The sequence below is a fragment of the Actinomadura atramentaria DSM 43919 genome, from assembly GCF_000381885.1.
GTDB classification, from domain to species: Bacteria; Actinomycetota; Actinomycetes; order Streptosporangiales; family Streptosporangiaceae; genus Spirillospora; species Spirillospora atramentaria.
This window is the reverse complement of sequence record NZ_KB907225.1, coordinates 16060-31465: the sequence shown is the minus strand read 5'-3', so window position 1 is coordinate 31465 and position 15406 is coordinate 16060. Positions and strand designations below refer to the sequence as shown.

Here is a 15406-nt window from a genome sequence, read left to right as displayed (position 1 = left end):
GGCTGGGCGGACGCATGGTCGCTGCTGGGGCGGAGAGCGGCACGGTGCCGGTGGACGAGCGGCATCCGCAGATCAGGACGCGGCGGGTCGCGTTCGACTGGGAAGAGACGCCGCTGCACTGGATTCCGGGCGCGCCGGTCGCCACGCATCTCGTCAACGCATTCCAAATTCTGCTGACGACCGGCGAGAAGTGGTTCATCCAGTGCGTGCGGGACGCGCTCCCGTACGTCGCCGACGAGCGGCTGCGCGCGGAGGTCAAGGGCTTCGTCGGCCAGGAGATGGTCCACTCCCGCAGCCACCAGGGCGTCCTTGACCGGCTGCTCGCCCGCGACGGCCTGCCCACCGCGCACCTCACCGACGCCGCGCACGCCAAGCTCGCCGAACGCGCGACGGCGATGGCCGAGCTGGCGCGCACCGACCCGCGCCGGTTCCGGCGGCGGCTGCGGTTCGAGCTGGGCGCGGTCAGCGCGATCGAGCACTACACGGCCGTCGTCGGGCAGTGGATCATCGAGAACGACGGGCTGGACCGGGCGGGCGCCGACCCGACGATGCTCGACCTGTTCCGCTGGCACGGGGCCGAGGAGGTCGAGCACCGGTCCGTCGTGTTCGACGTCTACACCGCGCTCGGCGGCGGGTACCCGCTGCGCGCCGCGTCGTGGGCGGTCGCGACGGCGCTGCTGTCGCTGGCGCTCGTGCAGGGCACGTTCGAGCTGCTGCGCCGCGATCCGTCGATCACCGTGCCGGTGACGTTCCGGCGCGTCCGCCGCTCGTACCGGGCGTCGGTGCGCAAGGGGCACGTCCCGGCGATGGCGACGATGTTCCTGCGCGAGGGGCTGACGTACCTGCGGCCGGGGCACCACCCGTCGAAGGTCTGCTCGACGGAGATCGCGCTGGAGTACCTGCGGCGCTCCCCGGCGGCCCGCGCGGCGGCGGGCGCGGCCTGACCAGGACCACCGCCCGGACCCCGACGACCTGGCGCGCTGCGTGTAGCGGGGCGGTCCGCCGTCGCCGCTGGTCGGCGGCCGTTCCGCCGCGCCCGCGCCGGGGTGCCGCCGCCGTGTGAGGGCTGTCACCGGCTCTGGTCACGCCGCCCGGTTTCAGGGATGATCCGGGCATCGACCCGAGGAGGCGGCGTGCCGACGAGCCACGACGAGAAGATCGTCACCGAGTTCACCAAGCAGGCGGTCACGTTCGCCGACCCGAAGCTGAACATCGCGTTCGTCCGCCATCTGGACCGGCTGCTCGCCTTCGCCGACCCCGAACTGGACCTGGAGGACGTCGTCCTGGAGGTCGCCGCCGGGACGGGCATCGTCGCGCGGGCGCTCGCGCCGCGCGTCCGGCACGTCACCGCGCTCGACCTGACGCCCGCGATGCTCGCCCAGGGCAAGGCCGACGCCGACCGCGACGGCCGCACCAACGTCACCTTCACGCGCGGGGACGCCACCGCGCTGCCCTACCTCGACCGGTCGTTCACGCTCGTCGTCACGCGGTTCTCCACCCACCAGGTCGCCGACCCCGCCGCGATGATCGCGGAGATGGCGCGCGTCGGTCGGCCCGGCGCGGCGCTGATCATCGCGGACATCGTGCGGCCCGCCGGACTCGACGGCGACCCCGACCGCATCGAGCGCCTCCGCGACCCGTCGCACGGGACGCTGCTCACCGAGGAGCGCGTCGCCGAACTCGTCGCGGCGTCCGGGGCCGAGGTGAAGCGGACCGAGCGGTTCGACGTCGTCCGCCCGCTGGAGACCTGGCTCGCGTCCGCGCGGACGCCCGACGACGCCGCCGCCCGCATCCGCGCCGAACTCGCCGCCGAACTCGACGGCGGCCCCGCGACCGGCATGCGCCCGGTACGCCAGGACGGCGAAATCCACTTCACCCACACGTACCTGCACCTTCAGGCGATTGTTGGGTGAACCACCCGGCGCATTCGCGCAAACGTTCGACGCGACGCCTCCGGGTGCCCTATCTTATCGAACATGCTTTCTAGCGGCACCGTCCTTCCCCCGGACCGCGAACCCGCGGCGCTGGCCATGCGCATCGGCGTCGTCGCGGCCGAGGCCGCCCTGGCGACCTTCGCCCGCAACCTGGACCTGGACGCCCTGGCCGACGGCCCCGTCGACTTCCAGGGCGCCATAGGCCCCCACGAATGGCCGATCTTCTCCCTGGTCATCGACACCCTCGCCGAATCAACCCCCGACGACGACCGCCCCCTGGACGAACGCCGCACCGAAGCCCTCAACGACCTCGCCAGAATCTGCCTAGCCGCCAAATCCCACGCCGCCTGACCGCTCAGGTGCGGAGGGCTTTTTTGCGGACTTTGCCGGTGCTGGTGCGGGGGAGTTCTTCCACGAAGGTGATGTCGCGGGGGACCTTGTAGCGGGCCAGGCGGCGTTTGACGTGGGTGCGGAGGGCGTCGGCGGTGACGGTCGCGCCGGGGGCGCGGACGACGTGGGCGGCGAGGCGCTGGCCCCACTCGTCGTCGGGCACGCCGGTGACGCTGGCCTCGGCGACGTCCGGGTGGCGGTTCAGCAGGTCCTCGACCTCGGCGGGGAAGACGTTCTCGCCGCCGGAGACGATCATGTCGTCGGCGCGGCCGTCCACGAACAGCCGCCCGGCCGCGTCGAGGTGGCCGAGGTCGCCGGTCGCGGTCAGGCCGTCGCGGAGCCGCTTCGCGCCGCCGCCGGTGTACCCGGCGAACCGGAGGCCGCCGCTGGTGTAGATCTCGCCGGTCTCGCCGGCCGGGAGCGCGCGGCCGTCCTCGTCGAGGATGCGCAGGGTGATGCCGAGCGTCGGCCGGCCGACCGTGCCGGGCGCGGCGCGCAGGTCGGCGGGCGTGGAGATCGCCGCCCAGCCCGTCTCCGTCGCGCCGTACACGTTGTGCAGGACGTCGCCGAACGCGTCCATGAACTCCTCCGACAGGTGCGGCAGGAGCGCCGCGCCGCCGACGAGCACCGCGCGCAGCGACGCCGGGCGCGAGCCGTCCGGCACGTCCAGCAGCCGCCGCAGCATGACGGGCACCGCGACGAGCGTCTCCGCGCCGTGCCGCTCGATCGCGGCGAGCGTCGCGGCCGGGTCGAAGCGGCGGGCCAGCACGACCGGGCAGCCGAGCGCGAGACCCGCGTTGAGCAGCCCGAACCCGAGCACGTGGAACAGCGGCGGCGCGACGACGATCGGCGCACCGGACCGCACCGGCACGCGCAGCGCGAAGCTCAGCGCGCCCGCCGCGAGCGCGGGCAGCGCGTAGTCGTGCCGGGCGCCCTTCGGCGTGCCGGTCGTCCCGGACGTCATGATGACGAGCTTCCCGGCGCGCTCGGCCGTCATCGGGCGGGGTTCGCCGACCGCCGCCACGAGCGCGGCGACCGACGGCCGCTCCCCGTCCGCGCCGTCGCCGTGGACGCGCAGGCCGCCGAACCCGGACTCGTCCACGACCGCGTCGAACTCGCCGTCGTGGACGAGCACCGTCACGCGCTCGCGGTCCAGGACCTCGCCGAGCTGCGGCGCGGAGAAGTCGGTGTTCAGCAGGACCACGTCGTTGCCGAGCCGCGACAGCCCGAGGACGGCCGTGACGAACTCGCGGTGGTTGCGGCACAGCACGCCGATCCGCCCGTCCCGCCCCGGCGCGTCGCGCAGCGCGGTGGCGAGCGCGGCCGCGCCGTGCTCCAGCTCCGCGCAGGTCACCGCCCCGCGTTCGTCGATCACCGCCGCCCGGTCGGGGAACCGGAGCGCCGCGACCGCCCCGAGCGTCGCCGGAACCGGCCCGAACCGGACGAGCTGGAGCGGGATGCGCGCCAGCCGGTCCGGCCGCACCACCCCCGCCGCGAGGACGTTGCGCGCCAGCGTGACGAGTGAGGACGACATGCGGTCACTCCTGTCTCAGGGCGGAGAGAACTCCGACATACCCGGCCATAGCGCGCCTACGCCGGTACAGTACCGCCGCCCGCGCCCCCGCCCCGGCCGGGAAATGACGGACCCGGACGGTAAGCATGGAGGAACCGTCCACCGCCCGGAGGTCCACCCGATGAGCACTCCGCTGCCGAAGACCGCGGCGCCCGCGCGCCGCGCCCTCGCCAACGCCGGATACGACGACCTGGAAAGCCTCGCCACGGCCACCGAACGCGAGGTCGCGGACCTGCACGGAATGGGGCCGAAGGCGCTCGCGACCCTGCGCGAGGCCCTGGCCGAGCACGGCCTGTCCTTCCGCGCGGACCCCGGCTGACCCGCGTCCGCGCTCAGAGGGGGTTCCGGGCCGGGACGTAGGTCGCCGCGCGGTCCGCGCTGCGCGACCAGCGGGCCCGCAGGTTCGCCTTCGCCGGGAACGGGACGCCCGCCAGCAGCGCCCGCACGCCGGGCCGGTCGGCGTGGCCGGAGCCGGTCAGCGCCCGCCGCACCGCCCGCCACAGGTCGCGGTCCAGCGCCGGGTGCAGGTCCGCGACGGCCGCCGCGACCTCCGCGAGGTGGTTCACGAACAGGCAGTACACGACCCGGTTCCAGCCGCGCTCGGCGTCGTAGGCGACGGCGTCGCGCACGGTGGCGTCCACGTCGCGCAGGTCCCACCGACCGGCCGTCAGCTTGGTGCCCTCCAGGTCGCGGAACACCGCCTGCACGGGCATCCCGTCGCCGTCCACGGCCATCAGCACGTTCTGCAGGTGCGGTTCGAGGATGACGCCGTGGTCGAGGCACGCGGCCAGGACGGGCCGCAGCAGCAGCCGGACGTAGGCGTCCCACCACCGCGCGGCGCCGTCCGGCGTCGCCAGCGGCGGCAGGGACGCCAGGACGGTCCCGTACGGGTCGGCGAGCGCGGCGGCGAGCAGCGGCGTGCCCGCGAGCCCGCCGACGCCCTCGCGCAGGATCGTCCCGAACCCCTCGTACAGCCGCGCGTCCGCGAGCGCGGCGGTGCGGTAGGCGGGCTCGGCGAGCAGCGCGCACCCGTCGAGCCGGGCGAAGACGGGCCGCAGCAGCCGGTCCAGCAGCACCGCGCCGTCCAGCTCGTACCAGGCGTTCTTGCGGACGCAGTTGGTGATGCGGACGTCCAGGCTGAACTTGAGGAACACGTCGGCGGCGGGCGCGTACACGGTCCGGACGGACGCGGTCGGGAACAGCTCCGGCCCGCCCGCGCCCAGGTCGCGGACGAGCCCGGCGGCGAGCGCACGGCGCAGGACGGGCCGGTCCGCGAGCAGCGCGAACTGCCACGGATGCACCGGAAGCGCCCGGTACCCGGCGGGGACGGGCGGCCCGAGCGCGTCCAGCCCGGCGAACGCGGCGCCGTCGCCGCCGGACGCGAGCGCGTCCGCGCGCACCGCGAGCCACCGGGCGCGGAACCGCGTCCCGGTCTCCGGCGCGTACGGCAGCCAGTCGGCGGGCGCGCCCTGCCGCGCCTTGGGCGACGGGTGGAACCGGTGCCCCGCGACGAGTGACCGCTCCGACGCCAGGTACGGATCGGCGTCGGCGGCGGGGGACGCCGCGCGCGCCGCCAGGATCGCGTCGAGCGCGGCGTGGCTGTCGCGGACCTGGCCGGGGAACTCGGGGTTGGCGCGGCCCGTCGCCAGTTCCAGTTCACCGGCGGCCAGATCAGCGAGCCGTTCCCAGTCCGCCGCCGCCCACCGGTCGCCGCGCCGCTCCTCCACCGGCGGGACGAGCCGGAACGTCGGCCCCACCGGTGGCCGCGCGAGTCCCGCCCGCAGCAGCACCCCGGCGCGCGGCAGCCGCAGCACCAGGCGGCGGCCGTCCGCCCAGACCTGGCGGTCGGGGGCGCACACCTCGCGGACGAGGCAGTTCAGCAGCGCGGTCGCGGTCGCCTCGTCGGCGGTCACGGTCCGGTGGGTCAGGAGCACGGTTCGTCCCGGAGGTAGTTCGGCCCACTGGGGCCGTAGTGCTTGTTGATGTCGGCCGCGCCGGTGCGCGCCTTGTCGACGAGCGTCCCGGCGGTGAGCATCGCCTTGCCGGGCAGGCGCGGGGCGTCGAGCGTCGCGGCGCGCAGGAACGCGTCGCCCGGGCCCAGGGCGGCGGCGAGCCGGTCCCGGACGAGCGCGACCGCGTCCGGCAGCAGCCCGCGCGCGGCGAGCCCGAACGCGGGCGCGGCGGCGCACAGGTGCAGGGTGATGGTGGTGAAGACGCGGGCGAGCGCGCCCGGGTCGGCGGTGCGCATCCGGGCGTCGGCGAACGGCGCGGGATCGTCGCGGGTGCGAAGGCGGGCGGCGAGCCGGGCGGGATCGACCATCGCCCCGTCATTGTCCTTGATCAGCAGCCGGAGGTCGCGGGGGTCGTCCCCGAGGACGAGCGCGACGTTCTGCTGGTGCGCCTCCAACGCGATCCCGTACCGGAAAAGGGTGACGTTCCACGCGAACAGCGCGTCCAGGAACGCGCGGAACAGCGCCCGGACGTCCCACCGCGCGATGACCGGCCCGCCGTCCGGATCGTCGGCGAGCAGCGCCGCGACGGGAACGACGTGCCGCCCCGCCGTCGCCGCCGGGAACCGCCGGACCAGGTACGCCAGCAGCGGCGATCCGGCGTGCCCGTAGGTCTGCTCGTCCGCGAGCAGGACGGGCAGGTGCGGTTCGCGCTCCAGGACGCGGCGCAGCAGCCGTTCGGCGAGCGCGCCGTCCCCGAGCGTCGCGGGCTTGATCGTGCGGATGTTGCGGAGCCCGAGCGTGCTCGTCGGCAGCGGCACTTTGACGTGCTCACCGGTGGCCGCGACGACCGTCCGCATCGACAGCGTCGGCCGGACCCGGACGGGCGGCACCGCGTCGGCGGGCAGCACCCGCGCGCCGGGCTCGGCGGCGACGAGCGGCACGGCCAGCGGATGCACCGGGAACAGGCCGTCCGGCCAGAAGTCCGGGAGCGTTCCCGCCGTGACGCGGTCTCCGCCGACTTCGGCCCAGCGCAGCGCGAACTCCGGCGCGTACTCGGGCGCGTGGCGTTCCAGGTCGGCGGCGCTCAGGCCCGTCCGCGCCCGGCCCAGCGGATGCACCGGATGCCCCGCGAACGCCGCCAGCGTCTCGTAGAACACCCCCGGCCCGAGCCGGTCGGCGCCGCGCAGCCGCGCGAGCGTGCGGGGGAGCAGCGCGGCGTCGGCGCGGTGCGCGGCGAGGGCGGCGGCGCACTCGCGCTCGAACGCGGCGACGTCGTCGCGCGGGTCCGCGAGCGCGCGGACGGCGGCGAGCACGTCCGCGAGCCGCAGCCCGGCCGCGTCCACCGCCCAGTCCGCGAGGAACCCGGGCCGCGCCAGCGGCACCGCGCGGCCCGGCAGCGCGAGCGCGCCCGCCCGCACCCGGGATCGCAGCCCGCCGTAGTCCTCGCGCAGCAGCGCCTCCAGCACCCGCGCGGCCAGGACGGCCTCCACGGCGCCGGCGTCGGTCAAGCGACGGTCCACGCGTGCGCGGCGCGGAACCGGGCGACGGCCGCGTCCACCGCCGTCGCGTCCGGGCCGATCGCCCGGATCGTCCCGAGATAGTCGCGGTTGGTGCGCGTCACCGCCACGGCGTCGCCCACGGCCCGCTGCGGCAGGTACCGGACGCGGACGCCGCCGTCGTCGCCCTCCCACGGCCCCGGCGCCGCCGCCAGCGTGCCGGGCCGCTCCGCGAGCACCGGTTCGGCGACGGCGGCCAGCCCCGGCGCGGGGACGGGCGGCGGCAGCGGACGCCCCAGATGCACGCCCAGGATCTGCTCGAACAGCGGCACGCCCAGCAGTTCCGCGAGCAGGAAGTCGCAGTGGTCCCCGATCAGCCGGTAGTTCACCTCGATGATCCGCGCCCGGCCCGCGTGGACGACGAACTCGGTGTGGCACGCCCCGAACCCGACGCCGAGCGCGCCGAGCAGCGTGAGCACCGCCGCGCTCTCCGGCGGCGGCGCGGCCCACTCCAGCCGCTCCTCCACGAAGTGCGGCGGCGGTGACAGCGCCGTCCGGAACGAACCGAGGACGCGCAGTTCCGTCCCGTCGCCCAGCGTCTCCAGCGTGTGCAGTTCGCCCGGCAGGTACTCCTCCACGATCAGCGGATCGTCCCGCCGCGCCGCGATCTCCGCGCGCCGCGCCGCCAGCTCCGCCGCGTCCCGGACGAGGACGACGTCTTCGCTGGCCACGCCCGCGCGCGGCTTGAGGACGAGCGGGTACGGCGCACCGGCGGGCACCCGGTCGGCGGGGGCCGCGAACACCGGGTCGAGCGCCGCGAGGTGCCGCCGCGCGAGCAGCTTGTCCTTGGCGCGCAGCGCGGCGCGCCAGTCCTTGCCGGGCAGCCCGAAGTAGTCGGCGGCGAGCGCGGCGGGGGACTGCAGGAAGTCGCTGTTGGTGAAGATCCCGAGCGGTTCCGGCCCGTCTTCGGCGGCCGCGACGATCGCCCGGTGGTCGGTGACGTCGCAGCGCACGACCGGGCCGTCGAACACGGCGGCGTGCGCGGCGGGCCGGTCGGTGAGCAGCACGACGGGCACGCCGAGCCGCGCGGCGGCGGGCAGGAAGCCGTGCGTGACGGCGTCGGTGACCTTCCCGGCGGCGAGATACAGCGAGGCGGCCACGGCCTCCCTTTCAGAGTGAGGTAAGCCTTACCTAACTGAGCGTGGTCATCATAGGCCCGCCGCTCGGGGCCGCGCGCGGGAACGCGCGAGATGATGGGCGCATGGACGTCCTCGACCGGTGGACCGCGCTCGCCGGGGCCGAGACGCGCCGCATCGGCGCCGACCTCGCCGCCCGCTACGCCGAACCGCACCGCCGATACCACACCGCCGCGCACCTGACCGCCGTCCTCGACCTGGTGGACGAGCTGGCCGCGCACGCCGCCGACGCCGACGCCGTCCGGCTCGCCGCCTGGTTCCACGACGCGGTGTACGACCCGTCCCGCGCCGACAACGAGGAGCGCAGCGCCCGCCTCGCCGTCCGCACCCTCGGCCGCACCGACCTGCCCGAGGCGGTGATCGCCGAGGTCGCCCGCCTCGTCCGCCTCACCGCCACCCACGACCCCGAGCCCGGCGACGCCAACGGCGAGGTCCTCTGCGACGCGGACCTCGCCGTCCTCGGCGCGGACCCGGCGACCTACGCCGCCTACGCCGCCGCCGTCCGCGAGGAGTACGCCTTCATCCCCGAAGAGATCTTCCGCGCGGGCCGCGCCGAAATCCTCCGCAACCTCCTCGCCGCCCCGACCCTCTACCGCACCCCCGAAGCCATAACCCGCTTCGAGACCCGCGCCCGCGCCAACCTCGAAACCGAACTGACCCTCCTCAACGCCTGACCGCCGGCGTCGGGTGCGTCAGTGAACAGACGTGATCTTGGCGTCGTTCGCCTGCCACGCAAGGACGGCCCAGCCCTTCGCGTTCCGGTTGTTCCACTCCTTGCAATTCACGGGACGCGAGACCTGGTTCTTCTTCGAATAGCGCACCCAAGGCTTCTTCGCACGGCAGATCGCCATTCGGAACGACTTGATCTTGTGCTTCGAGCTGACGGCGTGCCGGGTGCTCCCCCAGCCGTCCACCCCGGTGCCGCAGGCATAGGTCATGAGGGGACCGTGGTGCTCGTGCGGATCGGTGGTGAAGTCGAGCCAGACCTCCGCGCAATAGCCGTCGCTCTTGGTGTCGTGGACGTACGCCTGCAGCGTGTACCCGGTGCCCTGCTGCGCGTACAGTCCGATCCCGTAGACGCCCGTCGCGCTCATGGTGTGCTGCTGCCGCGGAGCGGACGCCAGCGCCGACGACGCCGGCGGTGTGACGACGAGTGCGGCGGCTGCGCCGAGGACGATCGCGACCTTGCCCGGCGCTGAGTTGTTTCGCATGTTTCCACTCCCCGAATATGAGCGTGTCCGCCCCTTGTCGTGCGGAGGCGAAAACACGCCATGGCGGGACGATCGTAGCTCAGGAGAACTGTGCGCGGCGTGGCCGGATCAGGCCGCGCGAAGTGCGCGGCTATTTTCGCCGCAGGGTTGGATGAGTCGATAATTAGTGAAATGTCGAATCTGTGCCGCGGCCGCAGTCAGCGCCGGGCGAATTTGCGGCGGCGGAGGCCCGCGGCCGTCAGGCGGGCCAGGAGTTCCTGGCAGCCGACGGCGTTCGCGCCCGCCGAGACGGCCGCGTCGTACAGCTCCGCGGGGACGTCGTAGTGGTCGCGCTCGAACGCGCGCGGCGGGACGCCGAGGGCCGCCGCGAACGCGTGCAGCTCGTCGAACGAGACGTCGCTGACCAGGTGCGACCACACCCGTCCCCGGGCCGGCCACAGCGGGGGGTCGATCAGGATCACGCACTCACCTCCTGAAGGCTTCCAATGTGCCTTAGCCACAGCGCGAGTGCGTCAACTGCCCGGTGAAGCGACGCCGGAGGCGAGCTTCACCGGGCAGATCGCGGAGCGATGCCGCGCTCGCACAGGCCCGGTCAGGCCCGAGCCGCCAGGCGAGGGCCGTAGGCCGGGACTTTGAAACACTGCCTAGAGTGCCATGCAGTGTCGAGAGGTGAGGGGGGCCGGTGGACGTCGTCGGCTATATCGAAGGGCAGCGGGAAGCGTTCCTCGCGGAGTTGAAGGAGTGGCTGGCGATCCCGTCGATCTCCGGCGACCCCGCGCACGCCGGGGACGTACGGCGCTCCGCCGAGTGGCTGGCCGCGCACCTGCGCCGCACCGGGTTCCCGACCGTGGAGGTCTGGGAGACCGGCGGCCTGCCCGCCGTGTTCGCCGAGTGGCCCGCCGCCGATCCGGGCGCGCCGGCGGCGCTGGTGTACGGGCATCACGACGTGCAGCCCGTCGATCCGCGCGAGGCGTGGGAGACGGACCCGTTCGAGCCCGTCGAGCGCGGCGACCGGCTGGTCGGGCGCGGCTCGTCCGACGACAAGGGGCAGGTGTTCTTCCACACGCTGGGGCTGCGCGCGGGGATGGCCGCGGCCGGGGCCGACGCGCCGCCCGTCACGCTGAAGCTGCTGGTGGAGGGCGAGGAGGAGTCCGGGTCGATCCACTTCGCGGAGCTGTTGCGGGAGCGCCGCGACCGGCTCGCGTGCGATGTCGTCGTCATCAGCGACACGACGATGTGGGCGGCGGACGTCCCGTCGATGTGTACGGGAATGCGCGGTCTGACCGAGGCCGAGCTGACCGTCCGCGGCCCCGACACCGACCTGCACTCCGGCTCGTTCGGCGGCGCGGTCCCGAACCCGCTGCACGCCCTCGCGGGCATGATCGCCGCGCTGCACGACGAGCACGGCCGCGTCACGCTCCCCGGTTTCTACGACGACGTCGTGGAGCTGACTGACGAGGAGCGCGCCCTGTTCGCCAAGCTCCCCTTCGACGAGGACGCCTGGCTGCGCACCGCCGGGAACAGCCGCGCCGCCGCGGGCGAGGCCGGCTTCACGACGCTGGAGCGCGTCTGGGCGCGGCCGACCGCCGAGGTCAACGGTATGTGGGGCGGGCACACCGGCCCCGGCGGCAAGACGATCGTCCCCCGCGAGGCGCACGCGAAGGTCTCGTTCCGGCTCGTCGCCGGACAGGACCCGGTGCGCGTCCAGGAGCAGTTCCGGGCGTGGGCCGCCGCGCACACCCCGCCGGGCGTCGAGGTCGAGGTGACAATCCCCGGCGGCGGCGTCCGCGCGTGCGCGTCCCCGATCGGCTCGCCCGCCGTCCGCGCCGCCCGCGCCGCGATGGAGAAGGCGTTCGGCCGCGAGGTCCTGTTCACCCGCGAGGGCGGCAGCGGCCCCGAGGCGGACCTCGCCGAGATCCTGGGCGCGCCGCTGGTGTTCCTCGCGGTCGGCCTGAACGACGACCGCATCCACGCCCCCAACGAGAAGGTCGAGATCCCGCTGCTGCTCAAGGGCGCGGAGGCCGTCGCGCACCTGTGGGACGAACTCGCGACCGCGCTGCGTTGAGGTACACCGTGACCGACGATTCCGCCCTCCCCTGGCTGGCGCTCGCGCGCGGCGACCTCGACCGGCGCGCCGAACTGCGCCGCGACGAGGACCGCCTCGCCGAAATGTGGAAGGACCCGCGCGCCCGCGTGCTCGTGGTCGAGGACGGGCGGACGCTCGTCGCCTCGACCCCCGAACCCGCCCTGATCACCGTCGCGCCCGCCGACGCGCCGCCCGGCGACCCCTGGTACCTCGGCTCCGCCGACGACGGCGTCCCGTACTTCGCCGTCGCGGGACCGCTCCCGGACGTCGAGGGCGCCGACCGGGGCGGGCTGCGCCGCCTCGGCGCGCTGCTGTCCGACCGCGACTCCGGCCTGCTCACCCACGCCGTCGCGCTGGCGAACTGGCACGCCGCGAACCGCTTCTGCCCGCGCTGCGGCACGGAGACGGTTGTCGCCGCCGCCGGGCACGTCCGCGTCTGCCCGAACGACGGCGGCGAGCACTACCCGCGCCTCGACCCGGCCGTGATCATGCTCGTCCGCGACGACGCCGACCGCGTCCTGCTCGCGCGCGGCCCGCAGTGGCCCGCCGACCGCCGGTCGATCCTCGCCGGGTTCGTGGAGCCCGGCGAGTCGCTGGAGCAGGCCGTCGCCCGCGAGGTCCGCGAGGAGGTCGGCGTCGGCGTCCGCGACGTCGAGTACCTCGGCAGCCAGCCGTGGCCGCTGCCGCAGAGCCTCATGCTGGGGTTCTTCGCGCGGCTCGACGGCCCGGCCGACCTCGTCCTGGACGGCGCGGAGATCAGCGACGCCGGATGGTACGGCCGCGACGAGCTGCGCGCCGCCGTCGAGTCCGGCGAGATCGTCACGCCCGGCGCGGTGTCGATCGCCGCGCAGCTCATCGAGCGCTGGTACGGCGGCCCGCTGCCGCAGACGCGGGCGTTCTGACCACGGGTGTTCTGACAGGCCGAAGGCCCGTCCGGAACGTTCCGGACGGGCCTTCGGCGCGGCGTCAGAGCGCGCCCAGCTCCTGGAGGTGGCGCTTGACCTCCTTGGCGCTGGGGTTGGTCAGCACCACGTCGTCGCCGATCGTCACCGTCGGCACCGTCTGGTTCCCGCCGTTCACGCTCATCACGAACTCGGCGGCGGCGGGGTCGCGCTCGATGTCGATCTCGACCATCTCGATGCCCTCGCGGGCGAGCTGGCTCTTCAGGCGGCGGCAGAACCCACACCAGGTCGTCGTATACATCGTGAGCGGCGTGGCCATCGGCGCGTGTCTCCTTGTCGGACGTCTCTCGGCGGGCGCACCGAACAACACCGGCGGCCCGGCCCCCATTCCGGAGGTTATCCACACCCCGGCGGCCCGGCGGCGGCGCCGCCCCCAGTCCTGGAAGGATGACGGTCATGGACGCACAGGCGGTGCTCGCGGGCCTCGACCCGGAACAGCGCGCGGTCGCCGAGGCCGTGCGGGGTCCGGTGTGCGTGCTCGCCGGAGCCGGAACCGGCAAGACGCGGGCGATCACCCACCGGATCGCCTACGGCATCCTCACCGGGCGGATGGTCCCGCAGCGCGTCCTCGCGCTGACGTTCACCAACCGCGCGGCGGGCGAGCTGCGCGGGCGGCTGGCGCGGCTCGGCGCGGCGGGCGTGCAGGCCCGCACGTTCCACGCGGCGGCGCTGCGGCAGCTCACCTACTTCTGGCCGCGGGTGGTCGGCGGGGAGCCGCCGACGATCCTGAAGTCCAAGATCCCGCTCGTCGCGGACGCCGCCCGCGCCTGCTCGATGTCGCCCGGCCGCACCGAGCTGCGCGAGATGGCCGACGAGATCGAGTGGGCGAAGGTCACCCAGCACCGCCCGGAGGACTACGCGGCCGCCGTCGCCCGCGCCGGCCGCCGCTCCGCCGCGAGCGTCGTGGACATCGCCAACGTCTACGCGATGTACGAGCAGCTCCGCCGCGAACGCAACCTGCTCGACTTCGAGGGGATGCTGGAGCTGACCGCCGCGATCCTCACCGAGCACCCCGAGGTGGCCCGCGAGGTCCGCGCGCAGTACCAGCACTTCGTGGTGGACGAGTTCCAGGACGTCAACCCGCTGCAGAAGCTCCTGCTGGACACCTGGCGCGGCGACCGCGACGACGTGTGCGTCGTGGGCGACCCGAACCAGACCATCTACTCGTTCACCGGCGCGACCCCGGCCTACCTGCTCGACTTCACCCGCGACTTCCCCGACGCGACCGTGGTGAAGCTCGTCCGGGACTACCGCTCCACGCCGCAGGTCGTGCGGCTCGCCAACGACGTCATCGGGCAGGCGCGCGGCGAGGCGGCCAAGCGCCACAAACTGGACCTGGTCGCGCAGCGCGCCGACGGGCCCGCGCCCGACTTCGCCGCCCACGACGACGAGGTCGCCGAGGCGGAGGACGTCGCCCGCCGGGCGCGCGCGCTCATCGAGAAGGGCGTGCCCGCGCGGGAGATCGCCGTGCTGTTCCGCATCAACGCGCAGTCGGAGGTGTACGAGACGGCGTTCGCCGCGCTCGACGTCCCGTACGTCGTGCGCGGCGCGGAGCGGTTCTTCGAGCGGCAGGAGGTCCGGCAGGCGGTGTTCGCGCTGCGCGGCGCGGCGCGGGCCGGGGCGGACGCCGAGACCGACGGCACCGGGCTCGTCCGCACCGTCCGGCACGTGCTGACCGGCGTCGGGTTCAGCGAGCGCCCGCCGGACGGGTCCGGCGCGGCCCGCGCCCGCTGGGAGTCGCTGGCCGCGCTCGCGCAGCTCGCGGAGGACATGGCCGCCGAGAACCCGCGCGCGGCCCTGCCCGACTTCGTCGCCGAGCTGGAGACCCGCGCCGCCGCGCAGCACGCGCCGCCGCTGGAGGGCGTCACGCTGGCGTCGCTGCACGCCGCGAAGGGCCTGGAATGGGACGCGGTGTTCCTCGTCGGCCTGACCGAGGGCATGATGCCGATCGTCTACGCCGAGACGCCCGAGCAGGTGGAGGAGGAGCGCCGCCTGCTGTACGTCGGGGTGACGCGGGCGCGCGAGCACCTGACGCTGTCGTGGGCGCTGGCGCGGTCGCCCGGCGGCGCGCGCGGCCGCCGCCCGTCCCGCTTCCTGGACGGCCTGTCCGGCAGGACGTCCACGCCGAGCCCCGCCCCGGTGGACCGCGCGAAACGCCCCCGCCGCGCCACCGGCCCGCAGCCGTGCCGCGTCTGCGGCCGTCCGCTGACGGCGGCGGTGGAACGCAAGCTCGGCCGCTGCGAGGACTGCCCGTCCGAACTGAACGAGGACGTCCTGCTCGCCCTGAAGGACTGGCGCGCGGAGGTCTCCGCCGAGCAGAAGGTCCCCGCCTACGTCGTCTTCACCGACGCGACCCTCCAGGCCATCGCCGAACGAGCCCCCGGCTCCCTGGAAGAACTCGCCCAGATCCCCGGCGTCGGCCGCGTCAAACTCGACCGCTACGGCGACGCGGTCCTCAACCTCTGCGGCTGAACCCCGGCGCCAGCGGGAGTGGAGCGTGTCGGACATCTGATGTGATTCGTGCCGGATCGGCAGTGACCAACGCCATCGGGGGTGAGCGGACCGAAGCGGGCGGTCGTTTGGGAGACTGCGGATGTGAAGGAGTC

The 15406-nt window shown here is 74.7% G+C and carries 15 protein-coding genes; 8 read left to right on the top strand and 7 right to left on the bottom strand.

All coding sequences use genetic code 11. From position 1 onward, the window contains the following. Positions 1-14: 14 nt before the first annotated feature. The 3 genes from G339_RS0129565 (at position 15) to G339_RS0129555 (ending at position 2285) form a co-directional block, all read left to right on the top strand. A complete protein-coding gene (locus G339_RS0129565) occupies positions 15-944 on the top strand; it encodes a metal-dependent hydrolase (protein WP_051107999.1) in 930 nt (309 codons plus the stop codon). A gap of 189 nt (positions 945-1133) precedes the next feature. Further along, positions 1134-1913, top strand: a complete 780-nt coding sequence (locus G339_RS0129560) for a class I SAM-dependent methyltransferase (protein WP_019634679.1) — start codon at positions 1134-1136, stop codon at positions 1911-1913. A 63-nt stretch (positions 1914-1976) separates the two neighbouring features. Next, a complete protein-coding gene (locus G339_RS0129555; RefSeq protein ID WP_019634678.1) occupies positions 1977-2285 on the top strand; it encodes a hypothetical protein in 309 nt (102 codons plus the stop codon). A gap of 4 nt (positions 2286-2289) precedes the next feature. On the opposite strand, the gene G339_RS0129550 is transcribed toward G339_RS0129555, so the two are convergent. Continuing rightward, positions 2290-3858, bottom strand: a complete 1569-nt coding sequence (locus G339_RS0129550; RefSeq protein ID WP_019634677.1) for an AMP-binding protein — start codon at positions 3856-3858, stop codon at positions 2290-2292. A 160-nt stretch (positions 3859-4018) separates the two neighbouring features. Here G339_RS0129550 and G339_RS0129545 point away from each other — a divergent pair, with 160 nt between their 5' ends. Next, positions 4019-4216, top strand: coding sequence for a helix-hairpin-helix domain-containing protein (locus G339_RS0129545; RefSeq protein WP_019634676.1), 198 nt, complete (start codon positions 4019-4021; stop codon positions 4214-4216). Between the two features lie 13 nt (positions 4217-4229). Here the strand turns inward: G339_RS0129545 and G339_RS0129540 are convergent, their stop codons facing one another. Genes G339_RS0129540 through G339_RS0129530 form a run of 3 tightly spaced genes read right to left on the bottom strand, consistent with a single transcriptional unit; the run spans position 4230 to position 8505 of the window. Continuing rightward, positions 4230-5831, bottom strand: coding sequence for an IucA/IucC family protein (locus tag G339_RS0129540; RefSeq protein WP_019634675.1), 1602 nt, complete (start codon positions 5829-5831; stop codon positions 4230-4232). Beyond that, positions 5822-7357, bottom strand: a complete 1536-nt coding sequence (locus tag G339_RS0129535) for an IucA/IucC family protein (RefSeq protein WP_019634674.1) — start codon at positions 7355-7357, stop codon at positions 5822-5824. Before G339_RS0129535 ends, G339_RS0129540 begins: the two co-directional genes overlap by 10 nt. Further along, a complete protein-coding gene (locus tag G339_RS0129530; RefSeq protein ID WP_019634673.1) occupies positions 7354-8505 on the bottom strand; it encodes an ATP-grasp domain-containing protein in 1152 nt (383 codons plus the stop codon). Before G339_RS0129530 ends, G339_RS0129535 begins: the two co-directional genes overlap by 4 nt. Positions 8506-8606: 101 nt before the next feature. Here G339_RS0129530 and G339_RS0129525 point away from each other — a divergent pair, with 101 nt between their 5' ends. Beyond that, positions 8607-9215 (top strand): HD domain-containing protein, encoded by a 609-nt coding sequence (locus G339_RS0129525; RefSeq protein WP_019634672.1) that lies wholly within the window; start codon positions 8607-8609, stop codon positions 9213-9215. Positions 9216-9233: 18 nt separating this feature from the next. On the opposite strand, the gene G339_RS0129520 is transcribed toward G339_RS0129525, so the two are convergent. After that, complete coding sequence (locus G339_RS0129520; RefSeq protein WP_019634671.1) at positions 9234-9752, bottom strand: hypothetical protein; 519 nt, start codon at positions 9750-9752, stop codon at positions 9234-9236. Positions 9753-9949: 197 nt separating this feature from the next. Further along, positions 9950-10213 (bottom strand): DUF4031 domain-containing protein, encoded by a 264-nt coding sequence (locus G339_RS0129515; RefSeq protein WP_019634670.1) that lies wholly within the window; start codon positions 10211-10213, stop codon positions 9950-9952. 221 nt (positions 10214-10434) lie between these two features. Between G339_RS0129515 and G339_RS0129510 the strand changes: the two genes are divergently transcribed. Together G339_RS0129510 and nudC are read left to right on the top strand one after the other, a co-directional pair. Next, the gene (locus G339_RS0129510) at positions 10435-11817 is read left to right on the top strand and encodes a dipeptidase (RefSeq protein WP_019634669.1); all 1383 of its coding nucleotides are present in this window, start codon (positions 10435-10437) and stop codon (positions 11815-11817) included. A gap of 8 nt (positions 11818-11825) precedes the next feature. Then, positions 11826-12740 (top strand): NAD(+) diphosphatase, encoded by a 915-nt coding sequence (gene nudC / locus G339_RS0129505; RefSeq protein WP_019634668.1) that lies wholly within the window; start codon positions 11826-11828, stop codon positions 12738-12740. A gap of 64 nt (positions 12741-12804) precedes the next feature. Here nudC and G339_RS0129500 read toward each other — a convergent pair whose 3' ends face one another. Further along, the gene (locus G339_RS0129500) at positions 12805-13059 is read right to left on the bottom strand and encodes a mycoredoxin (protein ID WP_019634667.1); all 255 of its coding nucleotides are present in this window, start codon (positions 13057-13059) and stop codon (positions 12805-12807) included. Between the two features lie 137 nt (positions 13060-13196). Between G339_RS0129500 and G339_RS0129495 the strand changes: the two genes are divergently transcribed. Next, a complete protein-coding gene (locus G339_RS0129495; protein ID WP_019634666.1) occupies positions 13197-15272 on the top strand; it encodes an ATP-dependent DNA helicase UvrD2 in 2076 nt (691 codons plus the stop codon). Positions 15273-15406: the final 134 nt, after the last annotated feature.